This is a genomic window from Mycobacterium sp. OAE908 (genome assembly GCF_017872775.1).
Classification (GTDB): Bacteria; Actinomycetota; Actinomycetes; order Mycobacteriales; family Mycobacteriaceae; genus Mycobacterium.
This window is the reverse complement of record NZ_JAGGJL010000002.1, coordinates 483,031-505,692: the sequence shown is the minus strand read 5'-3', so window position 1 is coordinate 505,692 and position 22,662 is coordinate 483,031. Positions and strand designations below refer to the sequence as shown.

Sequence of the window (22,662 nt, the reverse complement as noted above, 5' to 3'; positions counted from 1 at the left end):
CCACTGGCCGGGACGCCGTGTTGCGGTAGCTCAGTGCAGGCCCGCACGCTTCCAAGCATGACCACCACCAGACTCGACACGCCAAGCCCGGCGACGATGAGGGCCGTGCTCGGCCATTTCTGTACCGGCGTGGCAGTCATCACGGGGCACGACGGTGACCGCCCGGTGGGCTTCGCCTGCCAGTCGGTCACATCGGTGTCCTTGGATCCGCCCTATGTTTCGTTCTGCCCGGCGCGGACGTCCTCGAGCTGGCCGGCCATTCGGGCGACCGGACGGTTGTGTATCAACATCCTTTCCGCCGACCAGCATCACGTGTGCGCACAGTTCGGCGTCAGTGGCGGCGACAAGTTCGCCCGAATCGACTGGAGCCGTGGTGACAACGGCGCACCTGTGCTGGCGGGCGCACTCGCGACGATTGAAGCCGATCTCGAATTCGAGCACACGGCGGGCGACCACACGATCGTCGTCGCGCACGTCACCGGTCTGCGCGCCTCGAAAGGTCGCCGACCGTTGCTGTTCTATCGAGGCGGCTATGGCGGGTTCGCGTGAACGAACGGCTTGCGCAGTCGGTGCGGCGGCTCATCGACGCGACCATCCGCACTGAGGTCGACGACGCAACCTTGACGACCGTGCAGAGTCAAATCGACTGGGCGACAGCACAATTGAGCGTATCGCTGATGCCCGGATCATTCGGGGTGCGGCAGATGGCCGACGGTCAGAGCAGGGCATTAGGCAACGTGGTGATCGGCGACCGCAACCCGGTCGCGCCGCCCTTGAGAATCAACGATGACGCCGAGGGGTTCGTGTGGACGGAGTTCGTCCTCGGGGCCGCGTACGAAGGCCCAGCCGGACACGTGCACGGCGGGGTGTGCGCGATGATTCTCGACCACGTGCTGGGCGCCATCGCGCATCTGCCAGGCAAGCCGGCGTACACCGGCACGCTGACACTGCGGTATGTACGCGGCACTCCGCTCGGACAACAGTTGCGTGCGGAGGCGCACGTCGAGCGGACGGAGGGATCGAAGACATTCGCAGTCGGGCATATCGCTGACGCGGAGGGCGTCACCGTTCAAGCTGAGGGCGTGTTCATCCATCCGAAGAAAGCCGAGCATTGACGACCTGGGACGACGAAACCGATGTGATCGTCGCCGGCTCCGGCGGCGGCCTGGTCGGCGCGTACACCGCGGCCCGCGAAGGACTGTCGGTCGTGGTGCTGGAGGCCAGTGAGCTGTTCGGCGGCACCACCGCATACTCCGGTGGCGGCGGCATGTGGTTCCCCTGCAACCCGGTGCTACGTCGGGCAGGCGCCGACGACACCCTCGACGACGCGTTCGAGTACTTCCACGCCGCCGTCGGCGACCGCACTCCGATAGAACTGCAGCGTGCGTACGTGTACGGCGGCGCCGAACTGGTCGCCTACCTCGAAGCAGACGACCATTTCGAGTTCGACATCCTGCCCTGGCCGGACTACTACGGCAGCCTTCCGCATGCGCGTCTCGACGGGATGCGGCACACGGTGATGAAACCGCTTCCCGCCCAACGGCTTGGCGAGCTTGCCGACCGGATACGCGGCCCGCTGGACAGAGAACGGCTCGGTGCGCAGGTGCCGAAGTATCTGATCGGTGGGCGGGCGCTGATAGGCCGACTGCTCTCGGCGATCACCTCATATCCGCACGCTTCGCTGCGTCTCAACAGCCCGCTGGTGGAACTGATCACTTCCGAGGATGGGGTCGTTGGCGCAGTGGTCGAAGACGACGGCGGCCGCCGCGCTATCCGCGCCCGCGCCGGCGTCCTCCTCGCTGCAGGCGGATTCGAGAACAATCCGGCGCTGCGCGAACGCTTCGGCATACCCGGCGACGCGCGTGACACGATGGGCGCGCCAAGCAATCTGGGTCTGGCGCTCGAGGCGGGCATGGCCGCGGGTGCTGCGACCGACCTGTTGGACCAGGCGTGGTGGTCGCCCGGGTTCACCCATCCCGACGGGCGCTCGGCGTTCTCGCTGTGGTTCACCGGAGGCATCTTCGTCGGCCAGGACGGTAAGCGCTTCGTCAACGAATCCGCACCCTACGACCGGATCGGCAAGGCGATCATCGAGCAGATCTCCAGCGGCGCAATGACTTTGCCGTTCTGGATGATCTACGACGACCGAGAGGGCCTCGTTCCGCCGGTGAAGGCCACTAACGTGTCGATGGTCGATGCCGAGCAGTACGTCGACGCCGGTCTGTGGCACACCGCGGACACCCTGCCCGAGCTCGCGGCGAAACTCGGTGTGAATGCCGACAACCTGGTCGAGACGGTCAAGCGCTACAACGAGTTCGTCGCGGCGGGGGCAGACGACGACTTCGGCCGCGGCGACGAGGCGTACGACCGCGCGTTTTCGGGCGGCAAGTCGCCGATGGTGCCGATCGACGCCGCGCCGTACCACGCCGCGGCGTTCGGGCTGTCCGATCTCGGTACCAAGGGCGGACTCGTCACCGACAGCCACGCCCGCGTGCTCGATGCCGACGGCAACCCGATCGGCGGCCTCTATGCTGCGGGCAACACCATGGCCGCGGTCACCGGCACCGTCTATCCGGGCGGCGGCATCCCGATCGGCGCGTCAATGTTGTTCAGCCACCTCGCCGCACTCGACATGACAACTCACATCTCATCTGAGAGGAACTGACCATGGCATCACTTCAGCGATACACCGACCGTCGCGTCCTGATCACCGGCGGCGGCTCCGGCATCGGGCAGGCCACCGTGTTGCGCATTCTGGACGAAGGCGGCCGGGTCGTCGCGGCCGACATCAGCGAATCCGGCCTGAAGGACACCGTCGCCAAGGCCGAACCGCACGGCGATCGGCTCAGCAGCGTGGTCATCGACGTCGCGAGCGAGGAATCCGTCAAGGACGGCGTCGCCGAGGCGGTCGGTGCGCTCGGCGGGTTGGACGCCCTGGTCAACGCCGCGGGGATCCTGCGGTCATCGCACTTCCTCGACACCACGCTTGCCGACTTCGAGCAGGTGCTGCGGATAAACCTCGTCGGCACGTTCCTGGTGATCCGCGAGGCGCTGCCCGCGTTGCGTGGCGGAAACGATCCGGCAGTCGTCAACTTCAGCTCTACCTCGGCGTCCTTCTCCCACCCGTACATGTCGGCCTACGCCGCGTCCAAGGCGGGCGTCCAAGCGATGACTCACGCGCTGGCCCTGGAATTCGCCAAGGACCGGATCCGCTTCAATGCTGTTCAGCCGGGCTCGATTTCGTCCGGGATGACCGACGGCACGGGTGAATCCAAGCAGAGCATCGGACCCGGACTGCCGACGGATGCGGACTTCTCGCTGTTCGGCAAGATCACGCCGGTGCTACCGCTCGAGGACGGCGGCATGTTCGCCAGGCCGGACGCCGTGGCCGCAGTCGTCGCGATGCTCGCCTCGTCGGACGCCTACTTCGTGACCGGAACAGAGGTCCGCATCGACGGCGGCACCCACATGTAGCCGGTCATCCGTCGGTACGGCGGCGTCGAACCGGCGCCGCAGCGGCTCGCACGAGCGCCCGAACCTCGTCGTCCAATGCCCCGCCTGCGACGAACAGCATCTCGTCGCCCACCTGCAGCACCTCATCTGCTGTCGGCAGGAGCACTTCACTGCCACGCAGGACGGCGGCCAGCGCGGTGTTCTGCGACAAGGCCAACTCACGAATCCGTTGCCCGACAAATGCGTTGCCCTCGGGCAGCGTGAGCTTCGCGAGGTTCACCTGGCCCTCGCGAAGTTGCATCAACCGCACGAGGTGTCCGATGTCGATAGCCCCCTCGACACCTGCCACCATCGCGCGGGGTGTGGAGACCGCGACGTCGACACCCCACGCATCGGTGAACAGCCACTCGTTGCGCATCTCATTGACCCTGGCAACCACCCTCGGCACGCCGAACTCGGTCTTGGCCAGCAGCGCCGCGGTGAGGTTCACCTTGTCGTCCCCGGTCGCGGCGATCATCACCTCGCACGTCTGCAATCCCGATTCTTCAAGCGAGACAAGCTCGCACGCGTCGGCGAGCAGCCATTCGGCCGCAGGAACCGTGTGCGGTTCGTAGTGTCCGCGGTTGCGCTCGATCAGCAAGACCCGGTGGCCATAGTCAAGCAGTTCACGGGCGACCGATCGGCCGACGGCGCCGGCACCTGCGATGCCGATCCGCATCGTCGGCCTATCCTCGGCATGCGCCAACTGCTTTTGACCCTTCGACCGCCACCTCCCGCGAAGCACAAAGTCATACTGACCCATGACATGAGCTTGCAGCAGCTGTACCTCGCGCTTCTCGCCGGTGGAGTCGTGCTGCTGGCCAGCATCGTCGCGACGCGGCTTGGCACCCGGGTCGGCCTGCCCAGCCTGCTGCTGTTCCTGGGCGTTGGCGTCATCGTCGGCGAAGACGGCCTTGGCCTGCATTTCGACAACTATCTGCTGGCCGATCACCTCGGCACGGTGGCGTTGGCGATCATTCTGATCGAAGGCGGCCTGACGACGAAGTTCGCCGACGTGCGACGGGTATTGGCGCCGGCAGGCGCGTTGGCCACGGTGGGCATCGCGGTCAGCATGGCGGTCACCGCCGCAGGGGCGCATCTGTTGCTCGGAATGGACTGGCAACTGGCACTGCTGATCGGAGCCGTCGTGTCGTCCACCGATGCCGCGGCGGTGTTCTCGGTGCTGCGAGTCGTGCCATTGCCGCGCCGCGTCGCCGGGCTGCTGGAAGCCGAGTCGGGATTCAACGACGCGCCCGCCGTCATCCTCGTGCTGATGTTCAGCGTGACCCCGCTGCACCTGTCACCGGTGCACGCGCTCGCCGAGTTGGTCTACGAGTTGGCTGTCGGGGCCGCGATCGGCTTGGGCTGCGGCATACTCGGCGCGTTCGCGTTGCGCCGCATCGCACTTCCGGCCTCCGGCCTCTATCCGCTTGCGACGTTCGGACTGGGTATGGTCGCGTTCGCCGCGGCCGGGACCGCTCATGCCAGCGGGTTCCTCGCCGCCTATCTGGCCGCGGTCGTGCTCGCGAACTCGGGGTTGCCGCACCGTTCGGCCATCCGGTCGTTCGCCGAAGGGCTCGGCTGGCTCGCACAGATCGGCCTGTTCGTCCTGCTTGGTCTGCTCGTCGACCCCAGCGACCTCGGTGCTGAGCTGATACCGGCGATCGTCATCGGTCTGGTCTTGCTGTTGGTCGCACGACCGCTCTCCGTCGTCATCTCGCTGGCCGGATTCCGGGTGCCCTGGCGCGAGCAAGTGTTTCTGTCCTGGGCAGGCCTGCGCGGCGCCGTCCCGATCGTGCTGGCGACCTTCCCGATCGTGGGCGGCGTCCCCGACAGCCTGCGCATTCTGAACATCGTGTTCATCCTGGTGGTGCTGTTCACCGTGGTGCAGGGACCGAGCCTGCGTCCGCTGGCCCACCGGCTGGGGCTGATCCCGCGTGACGCCACCAGGGAGATCCAGGTGGAAGCCGCACCGCTGGACGTGCTGGATGCCGAGTTGCTGACCATGACGGTCCAGGCGCCGTCGCGACTGCACAACGTCACAGTCCTCGAGTTGCGGCTGCCCGACCCGAGCGTCATCACCCTGATCATCCGCGACGGCCATACGTTCGTTCCGCAGCCCGACACCCGCATCGAGATCGGTGATGAACTGCTCATCGTCACCACCACGAAGACGCGCGCGATTGCAGAACGCCGACTTCGGGCGGTGAGTCGGCGCGGCAAACTCGCCTACTGGTTCGATGAGTACGGCGAAGCAGATTGACCTCAAAGGAGATGTTGATGACGAACCGGCCACTACGCGTCATTCAGTGGACCACCGGAAACATCGGACGGCGCTCGCTGCACGCGATCATCGGCCGCGACGACATGGAACTGGTCGGGGTGTACGCGCACGGCGCCGACAAGATCGGCGTCGACGCCGCCGAACTCTCGGGTTGGCCCGAGCCCACCGGTATCGCGGCCACCAACGACATCGACGCGCTGCTCGCCACGAAGCCCGACGCCTGTTGCTACAACCCGCTGTGGCCCGACATCGACGAGTTGGCCCGACTGCTCGAGTCCGGCGTCAACGTCTGCTCCAGCGCGGCGTGGATCACCGGCGGAAAGCAGTCGCCCGAGGACCTGGAGCGCATCCGAAAAGCTTGCGAGAAGGGCAATTCCACGATCTTCGGCAGCGGAGCCCATCCCGGTATGACGAACCTGGTCGGCATGGTGCTCAGCGGATCGTGTGAACGGGTCGACGAAATCCGCATCACCGAGTCGGTGGACTGCTCGACCTACGAATCGGCGGGCACCCAAACCGCGATGGGGTTCTCCCAGGACCCGGATACGCCCGGTCTGGCCGAGAGCGTGCGGCGCGAGAGTGAGGTCTTCGCCGAATCGGCCGCGATGATGGCCGATGCGATCGGCGCCAAGCTCGACCGGATGACGTTCGACGTGCAGTTCACGGCGGCCACCGGTGACACCGATCTGGGTTTCATGCAGATCCCGAAGGGCACGGTGGCGAGCGTGTACGGCTATCACCGCGGCTGGGTCGGCGACCGCAATGTCGTCAGCGTCGGCTTCAACTGGACCATGGGCGATCACGTCACCCCGCCCAAGCCGCTGGAGCACGGCCACGTGATCCAGGTGTTCGGGCTGCCCAACATGCGGACCGTGCTGCACTGCCTGCCGCCGAAGGACTGGACCGAGCCGGGGTTCATGGGCCTCGGCATGATCTACACGGCGATGCCGGTGACCAACGCGGTACCCGCGGTCGTCGCCGCACCGCCAGGCATCGTGACGCTGAAAGATCTGCCACCGGTCACCGGCCGGTTTGCGGTGTAGGACGGGCCGCTCATCCCGGCGTTTGCCACACGCGCGAGGGCCGGCCGCTCCTACGCTGGGTGTATGCGTTTGGCGTGGCCGCTGACCGGCCGCTCGGAACAACTGCGAGCCATCGAGGCCGCCATTGCCGACGCTGACATCGGCGGGATCGTGATCAGCGGGCCAGCTGGTGTCGGCAAGAGCCGGATCGCTCGTGAAGCACTCGCCCTTGCCGCGGCGAGCGGATGTGAAACTCGTTGGGCCGTCGGTACGTCGTCGGCGGGGAAGCTTCCGGCCGGGGCGTTTGCCGCCTGGGTGGAGCCGAATGTCACCGACGCCCTGCAACTGGTCCGCAGTGTGATCGACGCCCTTACCTCGGCCTCACCAGGCCGCACGGTCGCCATCGGAGTCGACGACGTTCATCTGCTCGATGATCTGTCGACGTTCGTCGTGCACCAGATCGTCCAGCGCCGGTCCGCAAAGGTCGTGCTCACCGTTCGCGATGGTGACCCGGTTCCGCAGGCGACGCGTGAGATCTGGTCCGGTGGCCATTTCGAACAACTCGACCTTCCGCCGTTGTCACATGACGACACCGCCGCGCTGCTCGCCGCGACTCTTGGCGGTCTGATCGACCCTGGCGTCGTGCAGACGGTATGGCGCCTGACCCGCGGCAATGTTCTTTACGTACGCAACATCGTCGAACGCGAGATCGCGGACGGGCGATTGATACACCAGCATGGCCGATGGCAATGGACCGGCGAGCCCGTCCTACCACCAAGCTTGGTCACGATGATCGAATCCCGAATCGGGTCCCTACCTGTCGCGGTCAGCGATGTTATCGACGCACTCGCGGTCGGTCAGCCGATCGAACTCGCGTCGCTTGGCCGAATCACCGATTCGGCTGCGGTCGAGGAGGCCGACCGCCGTGGGCTCATCGCGATCGAATCCGTCGACGACGGGGTCGAGGTTCGGCTGGCACATCCCCTCTACGGCGAGGTGCGCCGTAACCGCGCAGCGGTTTCCAGGCTGCGGCGGTTGCGCGGGTTGGTTGCCGCCGAATTGGCCAAGGGGCACAGCGGCAACGACCCGCGAACAGTGGTGCGTCGTGCCACGCTGAGTATGGAGTCCGACCTCGAGCCCGATGCAGACCTGTTGCTTCGGGCTGCCCAGGGTGCGGTGTGGCTTGCCGATATTGCTCTCGCCGAGCGACTCGCGGAGGCGGCCATTCGCGCGGGCGCGGGACCTGAGGCGAATTTCGTTCGCGCGCATGTACTTGCGTTTCTGAGCCGCGGCGACGAAGCAATCGCGGTGCTCGCCGCCTGTCCAGAAGAAGAGCTGACCGACGCCGACCGCGCCCGGTTGGCCTTCCTTCGGTCCCACGTCACCCTTTTCACGCGCCGTGACCCCGCAGGCGCCAAGAGCTTGATCGACGAGGCGGCATACCAGACTCCGTCGACTGAGCGAACCTGGATCGATGCCTTCCTGGCGATCTATTGGGCAGTGATGGGTAAACCCCAATCTGCAATCGAGATTTCGCGGAACTTTGCACTGGATCAGTTGCCTGGCGTGATGGGCGCCGGCACTGCCATGGCGATCTCGGTCGCGTACGGCGACGCGGGCCGAACCTCGGACTCCGTGGCGGCCGCCAAGATCGGGTACGCGATCGTCGAGCGTTCGTTCGATGCCGCGCAGATGCGGTTCATCATTGCCGATGGCCATATCTGCGCGCTCTTGCAGGCGGGCCGAATTCGAGAGGCTCGCGAGGTTGCGGATCGACTGCAAGAACAATCGGCCGACCTCCCCGGCCCAGCCCAACTCTTCAGCAACGGGCAAGTCGGAATGGCCGCCCTCGCCGCCGGACAACTGAGCGCTGCATGTGGGTTGCTGGAATGGGTGGTCGCGGCATTCTCCGGCGACACAACGGGATGGGGTTACCGCTACCGGCTTCCGCACACCGTCGCGCTGGCCATGCTCGGTTCGCTCGATGAGGCCGCCGCCGGCCTTCGTGAGCTCGAGCAACAGCGGCACCCGACGTGGCGCTACCTCGACTACGAGTTTGCGATCGCGCAGGCGTGGGTGGCTGCGGCTGACGGGACGACCAGCAGAGCAATCTCGACACTGCTGTCGGCCGCCGAAACTGCCCATGACAATGGGCAATTGGCGGCGGAGGTTCTTTGCTTGCAGACGGCGACGCAATTCGGCGGCCGTTCATCTGGGCGGCGACTGAACGATCTCGCCCGCACAGTCGAAGGTCCGCGTGCCGCCATCGCGGCACGATTCGCCGCTGCATTACGCGAGGGCAACGGCGGCGAACTCGCGGCGGTATCCGATGAATACGAGCATATGGGCGACCTGGTCGCTGCTGCCGACTCGGCCGCCCACGCCGCCTGGGCTTTTCGGCACTCCGGTCATCGCGGATCCGCGTATCTCTGCGCGGCGCGAGCGGAGTCACTAGCCGCGACATGCGGCGGCCTGAGCACCCCGGCGGTTCGGAAGGCAGCGGAGCCCTTGCCGATCAGTGATCGCCAGCGCGAAATCGCAATGCTGGTCGGTGAAGGGCTTTCCGCCAAGGCGATCGCGGAGCGACTGACCTTATCGGTCCGCACTGTCGAAGGGCATATCTACCGGGCGATGTCGCGGACCGGCGTCGCTACTCGCGAAGAGCTCGCGGCCATAGTCGGCACTCGCAAGCCCCGGCGATGACTCCGTCAAAGCCGTTGGGCCAGTTTGGCTTTGCCGGGGCCGTCGAGGTCGTCGAGCGCGACGCGCCGGCCGGCCATCGCCATCAGCACCGCTTCGCCACTGCCCCGCACCTCGGGGCCCTTGCCGTAAGTCCAGTCGACGTCGGTGGCAACCAGACGCACCCCGCGAGTACGCAGAGCCCCCCGAAGTCGCGGGGCCCAGGTGGTGAAATCCAGTGCGGTTCGCAATGATTCGGCAGGGATGTCTCTCGGAATGCCGAGCGGCCTTCGGATGTCCTGCTGGTGAATCATCCCGTCGGTGAGCGCGATTTTGCCACCGAAGCCCGCCGTCAACCCGTGCGGCACGGCGTACTCACGCATCAGCGCCGTCAACTCCTCCGGCGACTTGCATGCGTACTCCGCAACCCCGACCACGTTGGCGCCACCCCGGGTTATCAGGCCTTTGGCCATGCGCCGCAACAGTTCTGCGCGACTCAGCGGGTCGTAACCGATGACGTGTGCGACGACATCGCGCACCCGCCACTTCTCGCACAGTGTCGGACTGTCCCACTGCTCGGCAGACAACCCCTCCAGCAGTGTGGCGAACTCCTCACGCTCGGCCTGCGCCAACTGCATCGTGTCCGTTGACGTCATTGGTTGAACAGGCCGGCGTAGCGGCCGAGATACAGCGGCCAGCCTGCGTCGCCGTCGACGCCCGTTGCGACCGACTCCCAACCGTCACCGTGGCGTTCGATGTGCCGGTGTTCCAGCTCGACGCGTGTCCGCTCGGCCGACTCGGCAATGAACCGGACCTCCACCTCGCTGGTCCGGGTGAGGTCGGTTTCCAGCTGCCATGTCGGCCCGATGTCCCATGTGAAGACGACGCGATTGGGCGGCTCGAAGGCGAGGACACGCGCCCACTTGCACAGGCTGCCGTCCTCGCCGCGGTCATAGATGTGTCCGCCGACGCGGCCCTCGAACACCGTCTCGGCGATCGGGACGTTCATCAGATTGTGTTCGCGCGGCTTGAAGTCTCCGAACCGCTCGGTGAATACGCGAAACGCCCTATCGAGTGGGGCGTTGACGACCACGTCGTGACGGATGCTCACGGGTCGCGCTTGCGTCATGATTCGTCTCCCTCCAGATGTTCGACGGTGTCCTTGAAGCCGGCCAAGGCCTGCACCCAGAACCGGTCGAGGTCGGCACGCAAGGCTTCGAGCCCCGTCGGGTCCAACTGGTAGACCCGTCGGGTGCCTGCCGCACGGTCGCGCACCAGGCCTGCGCGTTTGAGGACTTTCAGGTGTTGCGATACCGCGGGCCTGCTGACAGGCAGGTCGCGGGCGATTTCGCCCACCGCCATCGGCCCATGTGCGAGACGTTCCACGATCGACCGCCGGGTGCGGTCGGCGAGCGCGACCCAGACGTCATCTTGGTAAGTCGACACGAACCGTAAGTTACCACTTACCGATACGGCTGATCAATGCTCGTCGAGTGCAGCAGTCTTCGGGTGTGGCACTTCGATGGCGACCAACTCGGCGAGGCCACTGATGGTGAGGCTGCGCATCAGCACGGAGTTGACGATCAGGTGAATGCGGTCGGCTACGTGGTACAGCGCATTGATAGCTGAGCTGTCGAGGTACTCGACTGCTGTGAGATCGACGGCGAGCCGTTCGCCGCTCTCCGCTGCCGTCGCGGTGGAGTCTGTGAGCGCCTCGCTGAAGGAGTCGATGTTGCTGAGGTCGATTTCCCCGACCGCGATGAGCACAAGGTTTCCGTTGTCGCCGCGCGCGATCTCGAGCGTCAGCGACGCGGACATCAACCGACCCTAGCGGTCAGGTGAACCGTGGTTCCGGCAATGCCGGGCTGGATGGCAACCTCCTGCATGAGCCCGCGCATCAGTGCGATGCCCCGACCGCGAGTGGAGTCCCTCGCCGGCTGCGGAGGTTTCCACGAGCCGGAGTCAGTGATGGTCAAGTGCACCCGGTCGACCAGTGCCGTCGCGTCCATGCTGATGACTCCGTTCGGGTTGTCGCGGTGACCATGCTCGATCGCGTTGGCGACCGCCTCTCCCGCAGCAATGAGTAAGTCCATACTTTGATCCGGATTGACCATGGCTCGTTTCAGCCAGCCGCGTAAGGCATGCCGAGCGGGCGCGAGTTGGCTTGCGTGCGCTGGAAATTCAAGCGCGAGCGGGCCCGGGTGGCGGTAGAGCAACACGACCACGTCGTCCTGATACCCGCCTGCCGGCGCGACACCGGACATGATCTGGTTCGCCAGATCGTCCATTGTTGACGCGCGACCGTCCCGCACCACCTCGGCTACTCGGGAGATACCGTCGTCGAGTCCGCTTCTGCGACGTTCGATCAAGCCGTCGGTGTAGAGCAGCAGAGTCGCGCGCGGCGGGAGAGTCACCCGCGCTTCGGGGCGCGACCAGTTCGGCCGTACTCCCAACGCAATGGTGTGGCCGTCCTCGAGAATCCGAATAGCGCCGTCGGCTTCGACGAGGATGGGCGGCGGGTGCCCGGCACTGGAGTACACCAGCTCACCGGTCTCGGGGTTGAGCACGCCGCAGACGACCGTGGTGCATCGGGCGCCGGGAAGGTGCGAAGCGAAGCGATCCATCCCCTGCAAGGCCGCCCCCGGGCTGGCGTCGCTGAACAGCAGCGCACGGCAGGCGCTGCGCACCTGTCCCATCACGGTGGCAGCGGTCAGGCCGTGACCGACGCAGTCGCCGACGATCAGCGCGATGCGCCCGTCCTCGAGTTCGACGATGTCGTACCAGTCACCGCCCACCTGGAGGGGTCGACTTGCGGCCTGATAGCGCGCCGCGAATCCGGCCGGTAGCTCGGCGGGACCGAGGATTGCGTGTTGCAGCGCAAGGGCGGTTTCGCGCTGTTTGTCCACCTGATGCACCCGCTGCAGCCCCTGGCCGAGGCGGCCTGCCAGCACCGTCAGCAACGTCTGGTCCTCCAGCGTGAACGACCTCTGCTCAGCGAGCTCGATCCAGACCACAAGCACCCCCTCGGGATGCTGCAGCGCGATGCCCGTCGCGCCCGGCGGCATGGTGTTCGGGGAGCTGAGAAGATCGCCGTCGCGCAATTCCGTGATCAGCTGTTGGGTCTGAGGCGGCAGGTCGCTCCACGTCGCCGGCTCGCCGACCGACACCACATCTGGTGCACCATCGGCTCGTTCACCCGGGGTCGTGAAGGTGACCGCGAGTACCCGGCGCGCCCGCCACAGTCGGCGAAGTTCCTCCGCGGCGGCGCGCAACGCGTCCTCGACGGTGTCGGCCTGGGCGAGTTCCTGGTTGAGCGCATGCTCGCGACCTGCTGCCAGTGCCAACGCGATCGCAGCGTGCCGGGCGAAGTCGCTCACGAGGTCGAGGTAGTCGTTGCCGAACGGCGTCTGTTGAGGCTGACGGGCGATGGCGATCACCCCGAGCACCCTGCCGTCGGCGATGAGCGGTATCACGATCGCGGAGCGCTCCCCGACATCGGTGAACCCCTCGATGGGATATTGAAAGGAGTCCGTGATCAGCGGTATCCCGCGACGCGCGACGCCGCCGGTGGTGGAGCCGTCCATCGGTACCTGCTGACCGATCACCTGCGACGCGTACCGGCCCGCCGTGGCGGCCACGACCAGCGTGTCGACTTGATCTGGCAGGTCAGGCTCCCGCGGCACCAGCAATATCGCCTGCTCTGCATCGGCCAGCTCGAGCGCCCGGTTCACAATGAGCTGCAGCGGTCCCATTTGGGGATCGCCGGAAAGCAGCGCGGTGGTGATCTCGCGGCTGGCGCTCGTCCATTTCGCCGCTTCGCGTTCTCTCTCGAAAAGTCGAGCGTTGTCGATTGCGGCTGCCGCCGCCGTCGTCAGTGCGCGGACGGCGCCTTCCTGGGAATCGGAGAACACCCGGCCCGGCCGGTCGTCCGCAAGATAAAGAATTCCAAAATCGGTGCCCCGCACGGTGATTGGCGCCCCGAGGAGTGCTCGTAGCGGTGGCTTGTGTGCGCTGAGCACCTCGCCATGCGGATGCGCGCTCAAGTCATCGAGGCGCAGTCCCTCGCCGACGGGAAGCTCGCCGAGCCGACGCGCAGTCTCGTCGTCGATGCCCGCGTGCACGCCGGAGACCAGGCTGCCGTCTGATGCGCGCAGTCTCAGCACCCCGTACCGAGCGCCGGCCAGCTCGATCGCCGCGTTGACGATCCGTTTGAGCGTCACGTCCAGGTCCAGGTCGGAACCGATCTCGACGATCGCCCGCACCAGCTGTTCCAACTGGTCGCGGGCTGCCGCTAGCTCGTCTAGCTGATTACGCTCGCCCCGGGGGTCTTCCATCCGCGCAAAACCTCTTAACAGTCACTCACTTCGGAACAGCGAACGCGACCACACACTGGAAACCGGACGACCGCCACCTATCTGTGTACCCAACGAAGCGCCCGAGTACCCATGTAAAACCGGGTTACTGCTCAGCCAGTTGCACGGCAACACCGACCGCGCCGCCACCCACGTGAACCGACAACAGCGGCCCCATGTCGGTCACGACAAGCGACTCGATCTGGGGCAGCCGCGTCGTCAACGCCGCGCCGATCTCGTCGGCGGCGTCGTGATTGTCGACATGATGGACCGCGATCGCCGCCTGCCGCTCCCCGACGACTTCGGCGACCCGCTCCACCATCGCCGCGTGCGCCTTGGACACGGTGCGGATCCGCTGATCGAGCACGAGCCGCCCGTCGACGTCGAGACACAGCAGCGGCTTCAGCGACAATGCCGTGCCGAGCCGCGACGCTCCCTTGCTGATACGCCCGCTGCGTCGCAGGTTGTCCAGCCGGTGCACGACGACGAACACGTGCCCGCGCGACTGCGCCGTACGGGCCACCGCTTCAACGGCATCCAGATCGGCACCCGAGCCCGCCGCAAGCGCGGCTGCCAGCGCAATGAAGCCCACGCCCATCGCCGCCGACCGCGAATTCACCACCCGCACCGCGGGACCGAAGTCACGCGCAGTCAGCGCCGCCGAACTGTAGGTGCTCGACAGCGCCGCCGAAAGATGCACGGCCACAACGCCGCCGCCGTCGCTGTCGGTCAACGCCTGTTGATAGATCTCGGCGAGTTCTGCGGGTGTGGCACCGGCTGTCGTCACGCGCGGACGGTCGTGGATGTCGTAGGGCACGTCGTCGATGCCGTCACGCAGGTCAGTTCCGTCGACCAAGACGTGCAGAGGCACCTGCCGGATGTCGTACTCTTTGAGCTCGTCTGGCCCCAGCCGCGACGACGAGTCGGTGACGACGACGACCGGCATGACTACCGCGAATCCTCTTGCGGCACGCCGGCTTCGGCGAGCGCCTTGAGCATCAGCTCGGCCACTGCCTGGTGCGCCTCGAAGTTCCAGTGAATACCGTCGGGGTTGCCCCGACCGCTCATCACTTCCTCCTCTACAGCCGCCTTGAGGTCGACGAGCGGCACATCGTGCTCCTCGGCCCATGCAGTGATCGCCCTGGCCGTGCCTTCGCGGCCGTGGTGGGCCTTGCCGTAGGTCTCGGCGATGTGCACCGACGGCAGCGACGCGACGACGGGTATACCCGGCCTGTTGAAATCGATTGCTCCACGGGTCATTTCGAGATATTCGACCGAAACATGCGGAGGAAGGGCTGCGCGGGAGATCGGCGACAGCCGGGGCTGGACCCAACCGTAGCCGTCGCGAACCCAGCGCCGCAGCCAGGCCGGCCGGACATATCTGATCAGCTCACGCAGCGCTGTCGGCAGCGGCGACGGCAGCGAATCCATGCCGCCGGTCGCGAAGACCACCGCGCCCGCCCGTGGCAACGCCGCCCACGCCCGCGGGTCCTGAGTGGCCGCCCACCAGATGTCGCGACAGGTCCAACCGATCCGGCCGATCACCTCGACATCCCAACCCAGTTGTGTGGCAACGATATTCGGCCAGATTCGCGGATCGTCGGCGGGCAGCCCGCCGGTCGGGCCGTAGTAGGACAGCGAGTCGCAGAAGACCAGAAGGGTCTTATCAGAGGACATCGTTGGCGACCTGAGCCGAGGCGTTCCACACATCGAGTCGCCAGCGGATGTCCTCCGCAGCGGCATCGGGCCGCGAATGGCCGGACAGCTGCACCCAGCTGGCGTTGCCCATGCCGCCGAGCGCCGGCCAGTTGTCGACCGGCAGGCCAAGCAGCGCGGCCGTCAACGCCGCGATCAGCCCGCCGTGCGCGACCAGAACCACGGGGCGCTCGGGATCATCGACACCCCACTCGGTTTGGTCGGCGACCAACTCGGCCAGCAGCGGCATGCTGCGCGCCGCGACATCGACACGGCTTTCACCGCCGTGCGGCGCCCAGCGCGCGTCGTCGCGCCACGCCAGCCGCGCACCCGGCGCCGCGGCATCCACTTCGAGATGAGTCATCCCCTGCCAGTCGCCGAGGTGCGTCTCACGCAGCCGGGTGTCGACGAGCACCGGCTGACCTGACCGCTCACCCAATGCGACAGCGGTGTCCAATGCCCGCCGCAGATCCGACGAAACGATGACCAGCGGCTGCCGTTTCGCAAGCACTTCCGCGGCGGCGGCGGCCTGGTCGCGGCCGAGGTCGGACAGCTCGGTGTCGAGTTGGCCCTGCATGCGGCTGCCCGCGTTGTAGTTGGTCTGCCCGTGGCGCAGCATCACCAGCCGGCGCACCCTCATGGCGCCGCGTCCAGATCCACCGGCACGATAGGGCAGTCGCGCCACAACCGGTCGAGGGCGTAGAAGTCACGCTCGTCCTGATGCTGGATGTGCACCACGATGTCGACGTAGTCCAGCAGGGTCCATCGGCCCTCGCGGGCGCCCTCGCGACGGGCCGGCTTGTATCCGGCGAGACGCATCTTCTCCTCGACCTCGTCGACGATCGCGTTGACCTGCCGCTCGTTCGACGCCGACGCGATGACGAAGCAGTCCGTGATGACGAGCTGTCCGGACACATCGATGATGACGACATCTTGCGCGAGCTTCTCGGACGCGGCGCGCGCGGCGACGGTGGCCATGGCGACCGCTTCATCGGTGGCGGTCATATCTTCCCGTCTTTCGTCGCCGCCGGCTGGGCAGCGTAGAGGTCCCGCTTCGCGACGTATTGCACAACGCCGTCGGGCACCAGATACCAGATCGGCCGGTTCTCCTCGGCGCGCTTGCGGCAGTCCGTCGACGAGATCGAGAGCGCGGGCACCTCGACGAGCGTCAACGCGTCCGCAGGCAGTTCGGCGACCGCAGCCGCGATGTGCTTGCCGTCCAGTTCGTAGCCGGGCCTGCTGACGCCCACGAATTTGGCGATCGAAAACATGTCCTCCCAGTTCTGCCACGACAGGATCGAGGCCAGTGCGTCGGCGCCGGTGATGAAGTAGAGGTCCGTGTCGGGGTTCAGCGCCCGCAGGTCGCGCAGCGTGTCCTTGGTGTAAGTAGGACCGCGGCGGTCGATGTCCACCCGGCTGACCGAGAACCTCGGGTTTGACGCGGTAGCGATGACGGTCATCAGGTAGCGGTCCTCGGCGGCGGTCACATAGCGGTGGTGCTTCTGCCAGGGCTGACCGGTCGGCACGAACACCACTTCGTCGAGCTCGAAGAGATCGGCGACCTCACTGGCCGCGACCAGGTGGCCGTTGTGGATGGGGTCGAACGTCCCACCCATCACCCCCAGCCGCCGTCGCGAAGTCACAAACAGCCAGCTTACGGGAGGGGCGCCGGCGACTCTCCCCGCGCCGAACGTGGGTTACCGTCACGCTTCAGCCGCTCTAGACGTGCGGGTAACCCACGTTCGCGGGGATTAGACGGGCAGCAGGGCGTCGATGACTCCTGCCAGCTGCTTGGCCGACCGGCATTCGTGCATGGTGATGACGTCCTGATACCGCGGCACCGCCGAGTCGCCGCTGCCCCACAAGTGCTTGGGCTCGGGATTCAGCCAGTGCGCGTGCCTGCTGGCGTTGACCATGTGGGCCAACAGCTCGGTCTCCGGGTTGCGGTAGTTGTTGCGCCCGTCGCCCAGCACCAACAGCGAGCTGCGCGGCGAGAGCACGTTCGGCCACTTCTCCATGAACGACACGAACGCGTTGCCGTAATCGGAGTGACCGTCGCGGGTGTACACGCCTGCCTCGCGGGTGATGCGCTGCACCGCGACAGCGAGATCGGAGTCGGGCCCGAACAGCCCGGTCACCTCGTCGGTGGTGTCGATGAAGGCGAAGACGCGAACTCTGGAGAACTGCTGACGCAACGCATGCACCAGCATCAGCGTGAAATGGCTGAAGCCGGCCACCGAACCGGACACGTCGCACAACACGACGAGCTCGGGCCGCGCGGGATGCGGCTTTTTGAGCACGACGTCGATCGGGACGCCGCCGGTCGACATCGACTTGCGCAGCGTCTTGCGCATGTCGATCTCACCGGCGCGCGACCGGCGCCGCCGCGCGGCCAGCCGAGTCGCGAGCGTGCGTGCCAGCGGCTGAACCACCCGACGCATGTTGCGCAGCTGTTCACCTGAGGCGCGCAGGAATTCGACGTTCTCGGCGAGCTGCGGGACACCGTACATCTGCACGTGCTCGCGGCCAAGTTGCTCCGCGGTGCGCCGCTTGGTCTCCGCCTCCACCATCTTGCGCAGCTGCGCGATGCGTTGGGCGGCAAGCGCTTTGGCGATTTGCTCCTGCGACGGCGTCGGCTCGTCGCCGTACGGTGCCAGCAGCCCCGCCAGCAGCCTGCCTTCGAGGTCGTCCAGGCTCATAGCCTTGAGCGCCTGATACGACGAGTACGACGGCCCGCGGCTGGACTGGTAGCGGCCATAAGCCTCGACGATCTGGGCGATCATCGCCGCCAGCCGCTCGTCCATGTTGGCCAGATCGGCGTTCTCGCTGAGCATGTCGATGAGCGCGCTGCGCAGCGCTTCGATGTCCTCGGGCGGCAGGCCCTGCTCGACGTCGTCGGACTCGTCGTCGTCCTCCAGCACCGTTCTGGCGCCGAGCGCCGCGGGGAAGAACAAGTCGAACATCGCGTCGTAGGTGTCGCGGTGGTCGGAGCGGCGCAACACCGCACACGCGAAGCCCTCGCGCAATGCCTCACGGTCGCCAAGGCCCAAAACGGACAACACGCGGCCGGCGTCGACGGTCTCCGACGGCCCGACCGAAATGCCTTGCTTGCGTAGCGCTTCGACGAACTCCACCAAATGCCCGGGCAGACCGTGAGGGGCCAGCGGCTGAGGCGGACGGGTGCGGCGGGCGGCCATCAGTTCAACCTGAGTTCCCCGGAAGCCTTGACCTGATCGGACTGATGCTTGAGCACCACGCCGAGGGTCGCCGCGATCACCTCGTCGTCGATGGTGTCCATGCCGAGCGCCAGCACCGTGCGGCCCCAGTCGATGGTCTCGGCCACCGACGGCAGCTTCTTGAGCTGCATGCCGCGCAGCACCCCGATGATCTTCACCAATTCCTGCGCCAGGTGTTCGGGCAGTTCGGGAACGCGCGACAGCAGGATGCGGCGTTCGAGATCGGGATCGGGAAAGTCGATGTGCAGGAACAGGCATCGCCGCTTGAGCGCCTCGGACAACTCCCGGGTGGCATTGGAGGTCAGCAGCACGAACGGCGGGCGCTCGGCGGTGATGGTGCCCAGTTCCGGCACGGTGACTGCGAAGTCGGACAGCACCTCGAGCAGCAGACCCTCGATCTCGATGTCGGCCTTGTCGGTCTCGTCGATCAGTAGCACCGTGGGCTCGGTGCGCCGGATCGCGGTCAGCAGCGGGCGCGTCAGCAGGAACTCCTCGCTGAACACGTCGGTCTTCGTCTGCTCCCAGTCGCCGTGGCCGGCTTGGATCCGCAGGATCTGCTTGGCGTGATTCCACTCGTAGAGCGCGCGCGCCTCGTCGACACCCTCGTAGCACTGCAGTCGCACCAGCCCGGAACCGGTGCACTGTGCCACGGCACGCGCCAGTTCGGTCTTGCCGACACCGGCGGGACCCTCCACCAACAGCGGCTTGCCCAGCCGGTCAGCGAGGAATACCGCTGTGGCCGTTGCGGTGTCGGGTAGATAGCCCGTCTCAGCCAGCCGTCGCGAAACATCGTCGATGTCGGCGAACAGCGGCGCAGGGCGCGCGGGGACGCTCACGAAAGTCTTCTCCTGTTTAGGCCGGGCGGGTGTGGCCGTCTCCCCACACAATCCACTTGGTTGACGTCAATTCGGGCAGGCCCATCGGTCCGCGGGCGTGCAGCTTCTGAGTCGAGATGCCGATCTCGGCGCCGAATCCGAATTGCTCACCGTCGGTGAAGGCGGTCGATGCGTTGACCATCACTGCGGCGGCGTCGACACGCTCGCTGAATCGTTGGGCCGCAGCGAGATTCGTCGCGACGATGGCCTCGGTGTGTCCGGTGCCGTACTCGTTGATGTGCGCGATCGCCGAGTCGAGGCCGTCGACGACCGCAAGCGCGATGTCCATCGAAAGGAACTCGGTACGCAGTTGCTCTTCGGATGGATCGGCGTGCACGGTGACGCCGGCGTCCTGCAGCGCCTTGGTCAACCGCGGCACCGCGCGCTCGGCGATGGCCCTGTCCACCAGCAGCGACTCGGCGGCGTTGCAGACGCTGGGCCGACGGGTCTTGGCGTTCAGCAGGATGTCCTCGGCCACGTCGAGATCGGCCGATTCATGAACGTAGACATGGCAATTGCCGACACCGGTCTCGATGGTCGGCACCGTCGCGTCTCGCACCACCGCATCGATAAGGCCGGCCCCGCCGCGCGGGATCACGACGTCGACGAGGCCGCGCGCCTGGATCAGGTGCGTGACGCTGGCGCGGTCCTCGCATGGCAGCAGTTGCACGGCATCGGGGCTGCGGTTCTCGAGTTCGAGCGCGTCGCGAAGTGCCTTGACCAGAGCGGCATTCGAGCGCGCGGCCGACGAACTGCCGCGCAGCAGCACAGCGTTACCCGACTTGAGCGTCAGCCCGAACGCGTCGACGGTGACGTTCGGCCTGCCCTCGTAGACGATGCCGACGACGCCGAGCGGGACCCGCTGCTGTCGAAGCTGCAGACCGTTGGGCAATGTGCGCCCGCGCAACACCTCGCCGATCGGATCGGGCAGGCCGGCCACCTGGCGCAGCCCCGAAGCGATGCCGTCGATGCGGTTCGGATTCAGTGCGAGCCGGTCGAGCATGGCCTCCGGGGTGCCGGCCGCCTTGGCGGCAGCCAGGTCCTCGGCGTTGGCGGCGAGGATCGCACCCTCCTCGCGCAGCAGATTGTCGGCTGCGGCATGCAGCGCGGAGTTCTTCGTGTCGGTGCTGAAGGTGGCCAACTCGCGCGCGGCGACGCGTGCCCGCCGCGCGGCGCCGTGCACCTGCTCGCGCAAGCCGGAGACGGCTGGTGCTTGGACACTCATCGACCCAGCGTATCGGACATGCCCGAGCCGCTCGACAGGTGTCAGGTCGGGCCGAGCTGCGTTAGCGTTGACAGTTATGGTCGCGCGGGTCTGCGTAGTGGGCAGTGTCAATGCCGACCTCACTTTCACCGTCGATTCGCTGCCGAGGCCCGGCCAGACCGTCCTCGCGTCGTCGCTGTCGTCGGCACCGGGCGGCAAGGGCGCCAATCAGGCGGTGGCCGCGGCCCGTGCCGGCGCGGAGGTGCAGCTGGTTGCGGCGCTCGGCAGCGATACGGCCGCCGATCAGCTGCGCGCTCACCTTCGCGACAACGAGATCGGGCTGGACGGCCTAGTCACCCTGCCCGGGCCCAGCGGCTCGGCGGTGATCATCGTCGACGCCGCAGCCGAGAACACGATCGTCGTGGCGCCAGGCGCGAACGCCCATCTGACCGTGACGTCCGGCGACGTGCGCGCGGTGATCACCGACAGCGACGTGGTGCTGCTGCAGTTGGAGATCCCGATCGCGACGGCTATCGCCGCCGCGGGAGTCGCGCGGGCCGCCGACGCGGTGGTGATGCTCAACGCGTCGCCTGCCGGCGCCGCACCCCACCGGTTGCTTGCGCTTTCCGAGTTGGCCGACGTCGTCATCGTCAACGAAGCCGAGGCGCGTGAATGGCATTGGCCCGTACCGCATCTGGTGATCACCCGCGGCGCGCGCGGCGCGAGCTACCTCGGCCAGGACGAGCGGTTCGACGTGCCCGCCCCAGCGGTCGAGGCCGTCGACACCACCGGCGCGGGAGATGTTTTCGCCGGAGTGCTGGCCGCCGGCTGGCTGCAAGGGCATGAGGATGCGCTGCGCCGGGCCTGCGCGGCGGGTGCGCTGTCGACACTGGTTCCAGGAGCAGGCGACTGCGCGCCATACGCAGAGGCCATCGATGACGCGGTGGTCAACCGCAGGGCGGGCGAAAGGCAGATATGACGACAACCACGCCACGTCCACCGGAGGGCGACTGGCTCGGCACGCCGTATCTGCGCTTCACCAGGGAGGGCGCGTTCGGCGTGTGCACGCTGGACCGGCCCGAGGCGCGTAATGCGATGACGCCCGCGATGTATTTCGGCATCCGCTACGCCGTGCGGCACGTCGACGCCGACCCGGACCTGGCCGGCCTGATCATCACCGGCACCGGTGACGTGTTCGCGCCCGGCGGCGACTTGGGCGGCGGCGACGGCTCGGACAACTGGCTGACGTTCGGCTCCGCGTTGGGTATGGACGTGACGCCGTTCGAGGTGCTGCGGCAGTCGGTGAAGCCGGTGGTGTCCGCGGTCAACGGGTTGTGTCAGGGCGGGGGCTTGCAGATCGCGCTGTGCAGCGACATGGCGGTGGTCAGCGACCGGGCGACGTTCCGGGTGCCGGAGTTGTTGCGCGGCATCGCCGACACTTACTACAGCCACATGCTGGCGCGGCTGATCGGGCCGGTGCGCACACGGGACCTGATGTTCACCGGGCGGACGTTGAGTGCGGCCGAGGCTGCGGAGTGGGGCATGGTCACGCGGGTGGTGCCGCATGACTCGTTGCTCGATGCGGCCCGCGAGGTACTCGGCCAGTGCTGCAGGACCGCGCCGGCGGCGCGCGGCGTGGTGAAGTCGAGCCTGGACAGTTACATGGGGCTGTTCGACCGGATCGGCATGCAGGCCAGCTATTCGTCGCCAGAGGCCTTGGAAGGCTTCCGCGCGTTCAAGGAACGGCGTTCGCCGGACTGGGTGCACCCCGACCTGCGGATCGACGGCCGCCTCTGAGCGATTTGTGCACGGTTTCACGCGAT

General features: G+C 66.9%; 23 protein-coding genes. 9 read left to right on the top strand and 14 right to left on the bottom strand.

The window, feature by feature from the left end:
• The first annotated feature begins 57 nt into the window (after window positions 1–57).
• The 4 genes from J3E61_RS27590 to J3E61_RS27575 are packed head-to-tail and all read left to right on the top strand — an operon-like array spanning window position 58 to window position 3,474.
• Window positions 58–549: a flavin reductase family protein gene (locus J3E61_RS27590; RefSeq protein WP_210086034.1), complete on the top strand. Its 492-nt coding sequence runs from the start codon at window positions 58–60 to the stop codon at window positions 547–549.
• The gene (locus J3E61_RS27585) at window positions 546–1,115 is read left to right on the top strand and encodes a PaaI family thioesterase (RefSeq protein WP_210086033.1); all 570 of its coding nucleotides are present in this window, start codon (window positions 546–548) and stop codon (window positions 1,113–1,115) included. The genes J3E61_RS27590 and J3E61_RS27585 overlap by 4 nt, the downstream gene beginning before the upstream one ends.
• Window positions 1,112–2,665 (top strand): FAD-binding protein, encoded by a 1,554-nt coding sequence (locus J3E61_RS27580; RefSeq protein WP_210086032.1) that lies wholly within the window; start codon window positions 1,112–1,114, stop codon window positions 2,663–2,665. The genes J3E61_RS27585 and J3E61_RS27580 overlap by 4 nt, the downstream gene beginning before the upstream one ends.
• Before the next feature lie 2 nt (window positions 2,666–2,667).
• Complete coding sequence (locus J3E61_RS27575) at window positions 2,668–3,474, top strand: SDR family oxidoreductase (RefSeq protein WP_192723379.1); 807 nt, start codon at window positions 2,668–2,670, stop codon at window positions 3,472–3,474.
• A 4-nt stretch (window positions 3,475–3,478) separates the two neighbouring features.
• Here J3E61_RS27575 and J3E61_RS27570 read toward each other — a convergent pair whose 3' ends face one another.
• Window positions 3,479–4,171 carry an NAD-binding protein gene (locus J3E61_RS27570; RefSeq protein WP_192723905.1) on the bottom strand — a complete coding sequence of 231 codons (693 nt, stop codon included), beginning with the start codon at window positions 4,169–4,171 and terminating at the stop codon, window positions 3,479–3,481.
• A gap of 87 nt (window positions 4,172–4,258) precedes the next feature.
• Here J3E61_RS27570 and J3E61_RS27565 point away from each other — a divergent pair, with 87 nt between their 5' ends.
• From J3E61_RS27565 to J3E61_RS27555, 3 genes are all read left to right on the top strand, one after another.
• Window positions 4,259–5,755: a potassium/proton antiporter gene (locus tag J3E61_RS27565; protein ID WP_192723380.1), complete on the top strand. Its 1,497-nt coding sequence runs from the start codon at window positions 4,259–4,261 to the stop codon at window positions 5,753–5,755.
• A gap of 11 nt (window positions 5,756–5,766) precedes the next feature.
• Entirely contained in the window at window positions 5,767–6,819 is a 1,053-nt protein-coding gene (locus tag J3E61_RS27560; RefSeq protein ID WP_210086719.1) for a dihydrodipicolinate reductase, read from the top strand.
• Window positions 6,820–6,882: 63 nt separating this feature from the next.
• Window positions 6,883–9,501, top strand: a complete 2,619-nt coding sequence (locus tag J3E61_RS27555; RefSeq protein WP_210086031.1) for a helix-turn-helix transcriptional regulator — start codon at window positions 6,883–6,885, stop codon at window positions 9,499–9,501.
• A 5-nt stretch (window positions 9,502–9,506) separates the two neighbouring features.
• Here the strand turns inward: J3E61_RS27555 and J3E61_RS27550 are convergent, their stop codons facing one another.
• The 13 genes from J3E61_RS27550 to J3E61_RS27490 form a co-directional block, all read right to left on the bottom strand.
• Window positions 9,507–10,115 (bottom strand): maleylpyruvate isomerase family mycothiol-dependent enzyme, encoded by a 609-nt coding sequence (locus J3E61_RS27550; RefSeq protein ID WP_210086718.1) that lies wholly within the window; start codon window positions 10,113–10,115, stop codon window positions 9,507–9,509.
• Between the two features lie 14 nt (window positions 10,116–10,129).
• Window positions 10,130–10,606 (bottom strand): SRPBCC family protein, encoded by a 477-nt coding sequence (locus J3E61_RS27545; protein ID WP_210086030.1) that lies wholly within the window; start codon window positions 10,604–10,606, stop codon window positions 10,130–10,132.
• Window positions 10,603–10,923, bottom strand: a complete 321-nt coding sequence (locus J3E61_RS27540; protein ID WP_210086029.1) for a winged helix-turn-helix transcriptional regulator — start codon at window positions 10,921–10,923, stop codon at window positions 10,603–10,605. The genes J3E61_RS27545 and J3E61_RS27540 overlap by 4 nt, the downstream gene beginning before the upstream one ends.
• Window positions 10,924–10,956: 33 nt before the next feature.
• Window positions 10,957–11,295 carry an STAS domain-containing protein gene (locus tag J3E61_RS27535; protein ID WP_210086028.1) on the bottom strand — a complete coding sequence of 113 codons (339 nt, stop codon included), beginning with the start codon at window positions 11,293–11,295 and terminating at the stop codon, window positions 10,957–10,959.
• Window positions 11,295–13,811 carry a SpoIIE family protein phosphatase gene (locus tag J3E61_RS27530; RefSeq protein WP_210086027.1) on the bottom strand — a complete coding sequence of 839 codons (2,517 nt, stop codon included), beginning with the start codon at window positions 13,809–13,811 and terminating at the stop codon, window positions 11,295–11,297. The genes J3E61_RS27535 and J3E61_RS27530 overlap by 1 nt, the downstream gene beginning before the upstream one ends.
• 124 nt (window positions 13,812–13,935) lie before the next feature.
• Window positions 13,936–14,775 carry a DegV family protein gene (locus J3E61_RS27525; protein ID WP_210086026.1) on the bottom strand — a complete coding sequence of 280 codons (840 nt, stop codon included), beginning with the start codon at window positions 14,773–14,775 and terminating at the stop codon, window positions 13,936–13,938.
• 2 nt (window positions 14,776–14,777) lie between these two features.
• The gene (locus tag J3E61_RS27520; protein ID WP_192723387.1) at window positions 14,778–15,506 is read right to left on the bottom strand and encodes an SGNH/GDSL hydrolase family protein; all 729 of its coding nucleotides are present in this window, start codon (window positions 15,504–15,506) and stop codon (window positions 14,778–14,780) included.
• Entirely contained in the window at window positions 15,496–16,164 is a 669-nt protein-coding gene (locus tag J3E61_RS27515) for a histidine phosphatase family protein (protein ID WP_192723388.1), read from the bottom strand. The genes J3E61_RS27520 and J3E61_RS27515 overlap by 11 nt, the downstream gene beginning before the upstream one ends.
• A complete protein-coding gene (gene rsfS / locus J3E61_RS27510; RefSeq protein ID WP_210086025.1) occupies window positions 16,161–16,529 on the bottom strand; it encodes a ribosome silencing factor in 369 nt (122 codons plus the stop codon). The genes J3E61_RS27515 and rsfS overlap by 4 nt, the downstream gene beginning before the upstream one ends.
• Window positions 16,526–17,167, bottom strand: coding sequence for a nicotinate-nucleotide adenylyltransferase (gene nadD / locus J3E61_RS27505; protein WP_210086024.1), 642 nt, complete (start codon window positions 17,165–17,167; stop codon window positions 16,526–16,528). The genes rsfS and nadD overlap by 4 nt, the downstream gene beginning before the upstream one ends.
• Before the next feature lie 108 nt (window positions 17,168–17,275).
• Window positions 17,276–18,721, bottom strand: coding sequence for a VWA domain-containing protein (locus J3E61_RS27500; protein ID WP_210086023.1), 1,446 nt, complete (start codon window positions 18,719–18,721; stop codon window positions 17,276–17,278).
• Window positions 18,721–19,596, bottom strand: coding sequence for an AAA family ATPase (locus J3E61_RS27495; protein WP_192723392.1), 876 nt, complete (start codon window positions 19,594–19,596; stop codon window positions 18,721–18,723). The genes J3E61_RS27500 and J3E61_RS27495 overlap by 1 nt, the downstream gene beginning before the upstream one ends.
• A 16-nt stretch (window positions 19,597–19,612) precedes the next feature.
• Window positions 19,613–20,860: a glutamate-5-semialdehyde dehydrogenase gene (locus J3E61_RS27490; RefSeq protein WP_210086022.1), complete on the bottom strand. Its 1,248-nt coding sequence runs from the start codon at window positions 20,858–20,860 to the stop codon at window positions 19,613–19,615.
• 76 nt (window positions 20,861–20,936) lie between these two features.
• On the opposite strand from J3E61_RS27490, the gene J3E61_RS27485 reads away from it, so the two are divergent.
• Together J3E61_RS27485 and J3E61_RS27480 are read left to right on the top strand one after the other, a co-directional pair.
• A complete protein-coding gene (locus tag J3E61_RS27485; protein WP_210086021.1) occupies window positions 20,937–21,818 on the top strand; it encodes a ribokinase in 882 nt (293 codons plus the stop codon).
• The gene (locus J3E61_RS27480; protein ID WP_192723395.1) at window positions 21,815–22,636 is read left to right on the top strand and encodes an enoyl-CoA hydratase/isomerase family protein; all 822 of its coding nucleotides are present in this window, start codon (window positions 21,815–21,817) and stop codon (window positions 22,634–22,636) included. Before J3E61_RS27485 ends, J3E61_RS27480 begins: the two co-directional genes overlap by 4 nt.
• The last annotated feature ends 26 nt before the right edge of the window (window positions 22,637–22,662 follow it).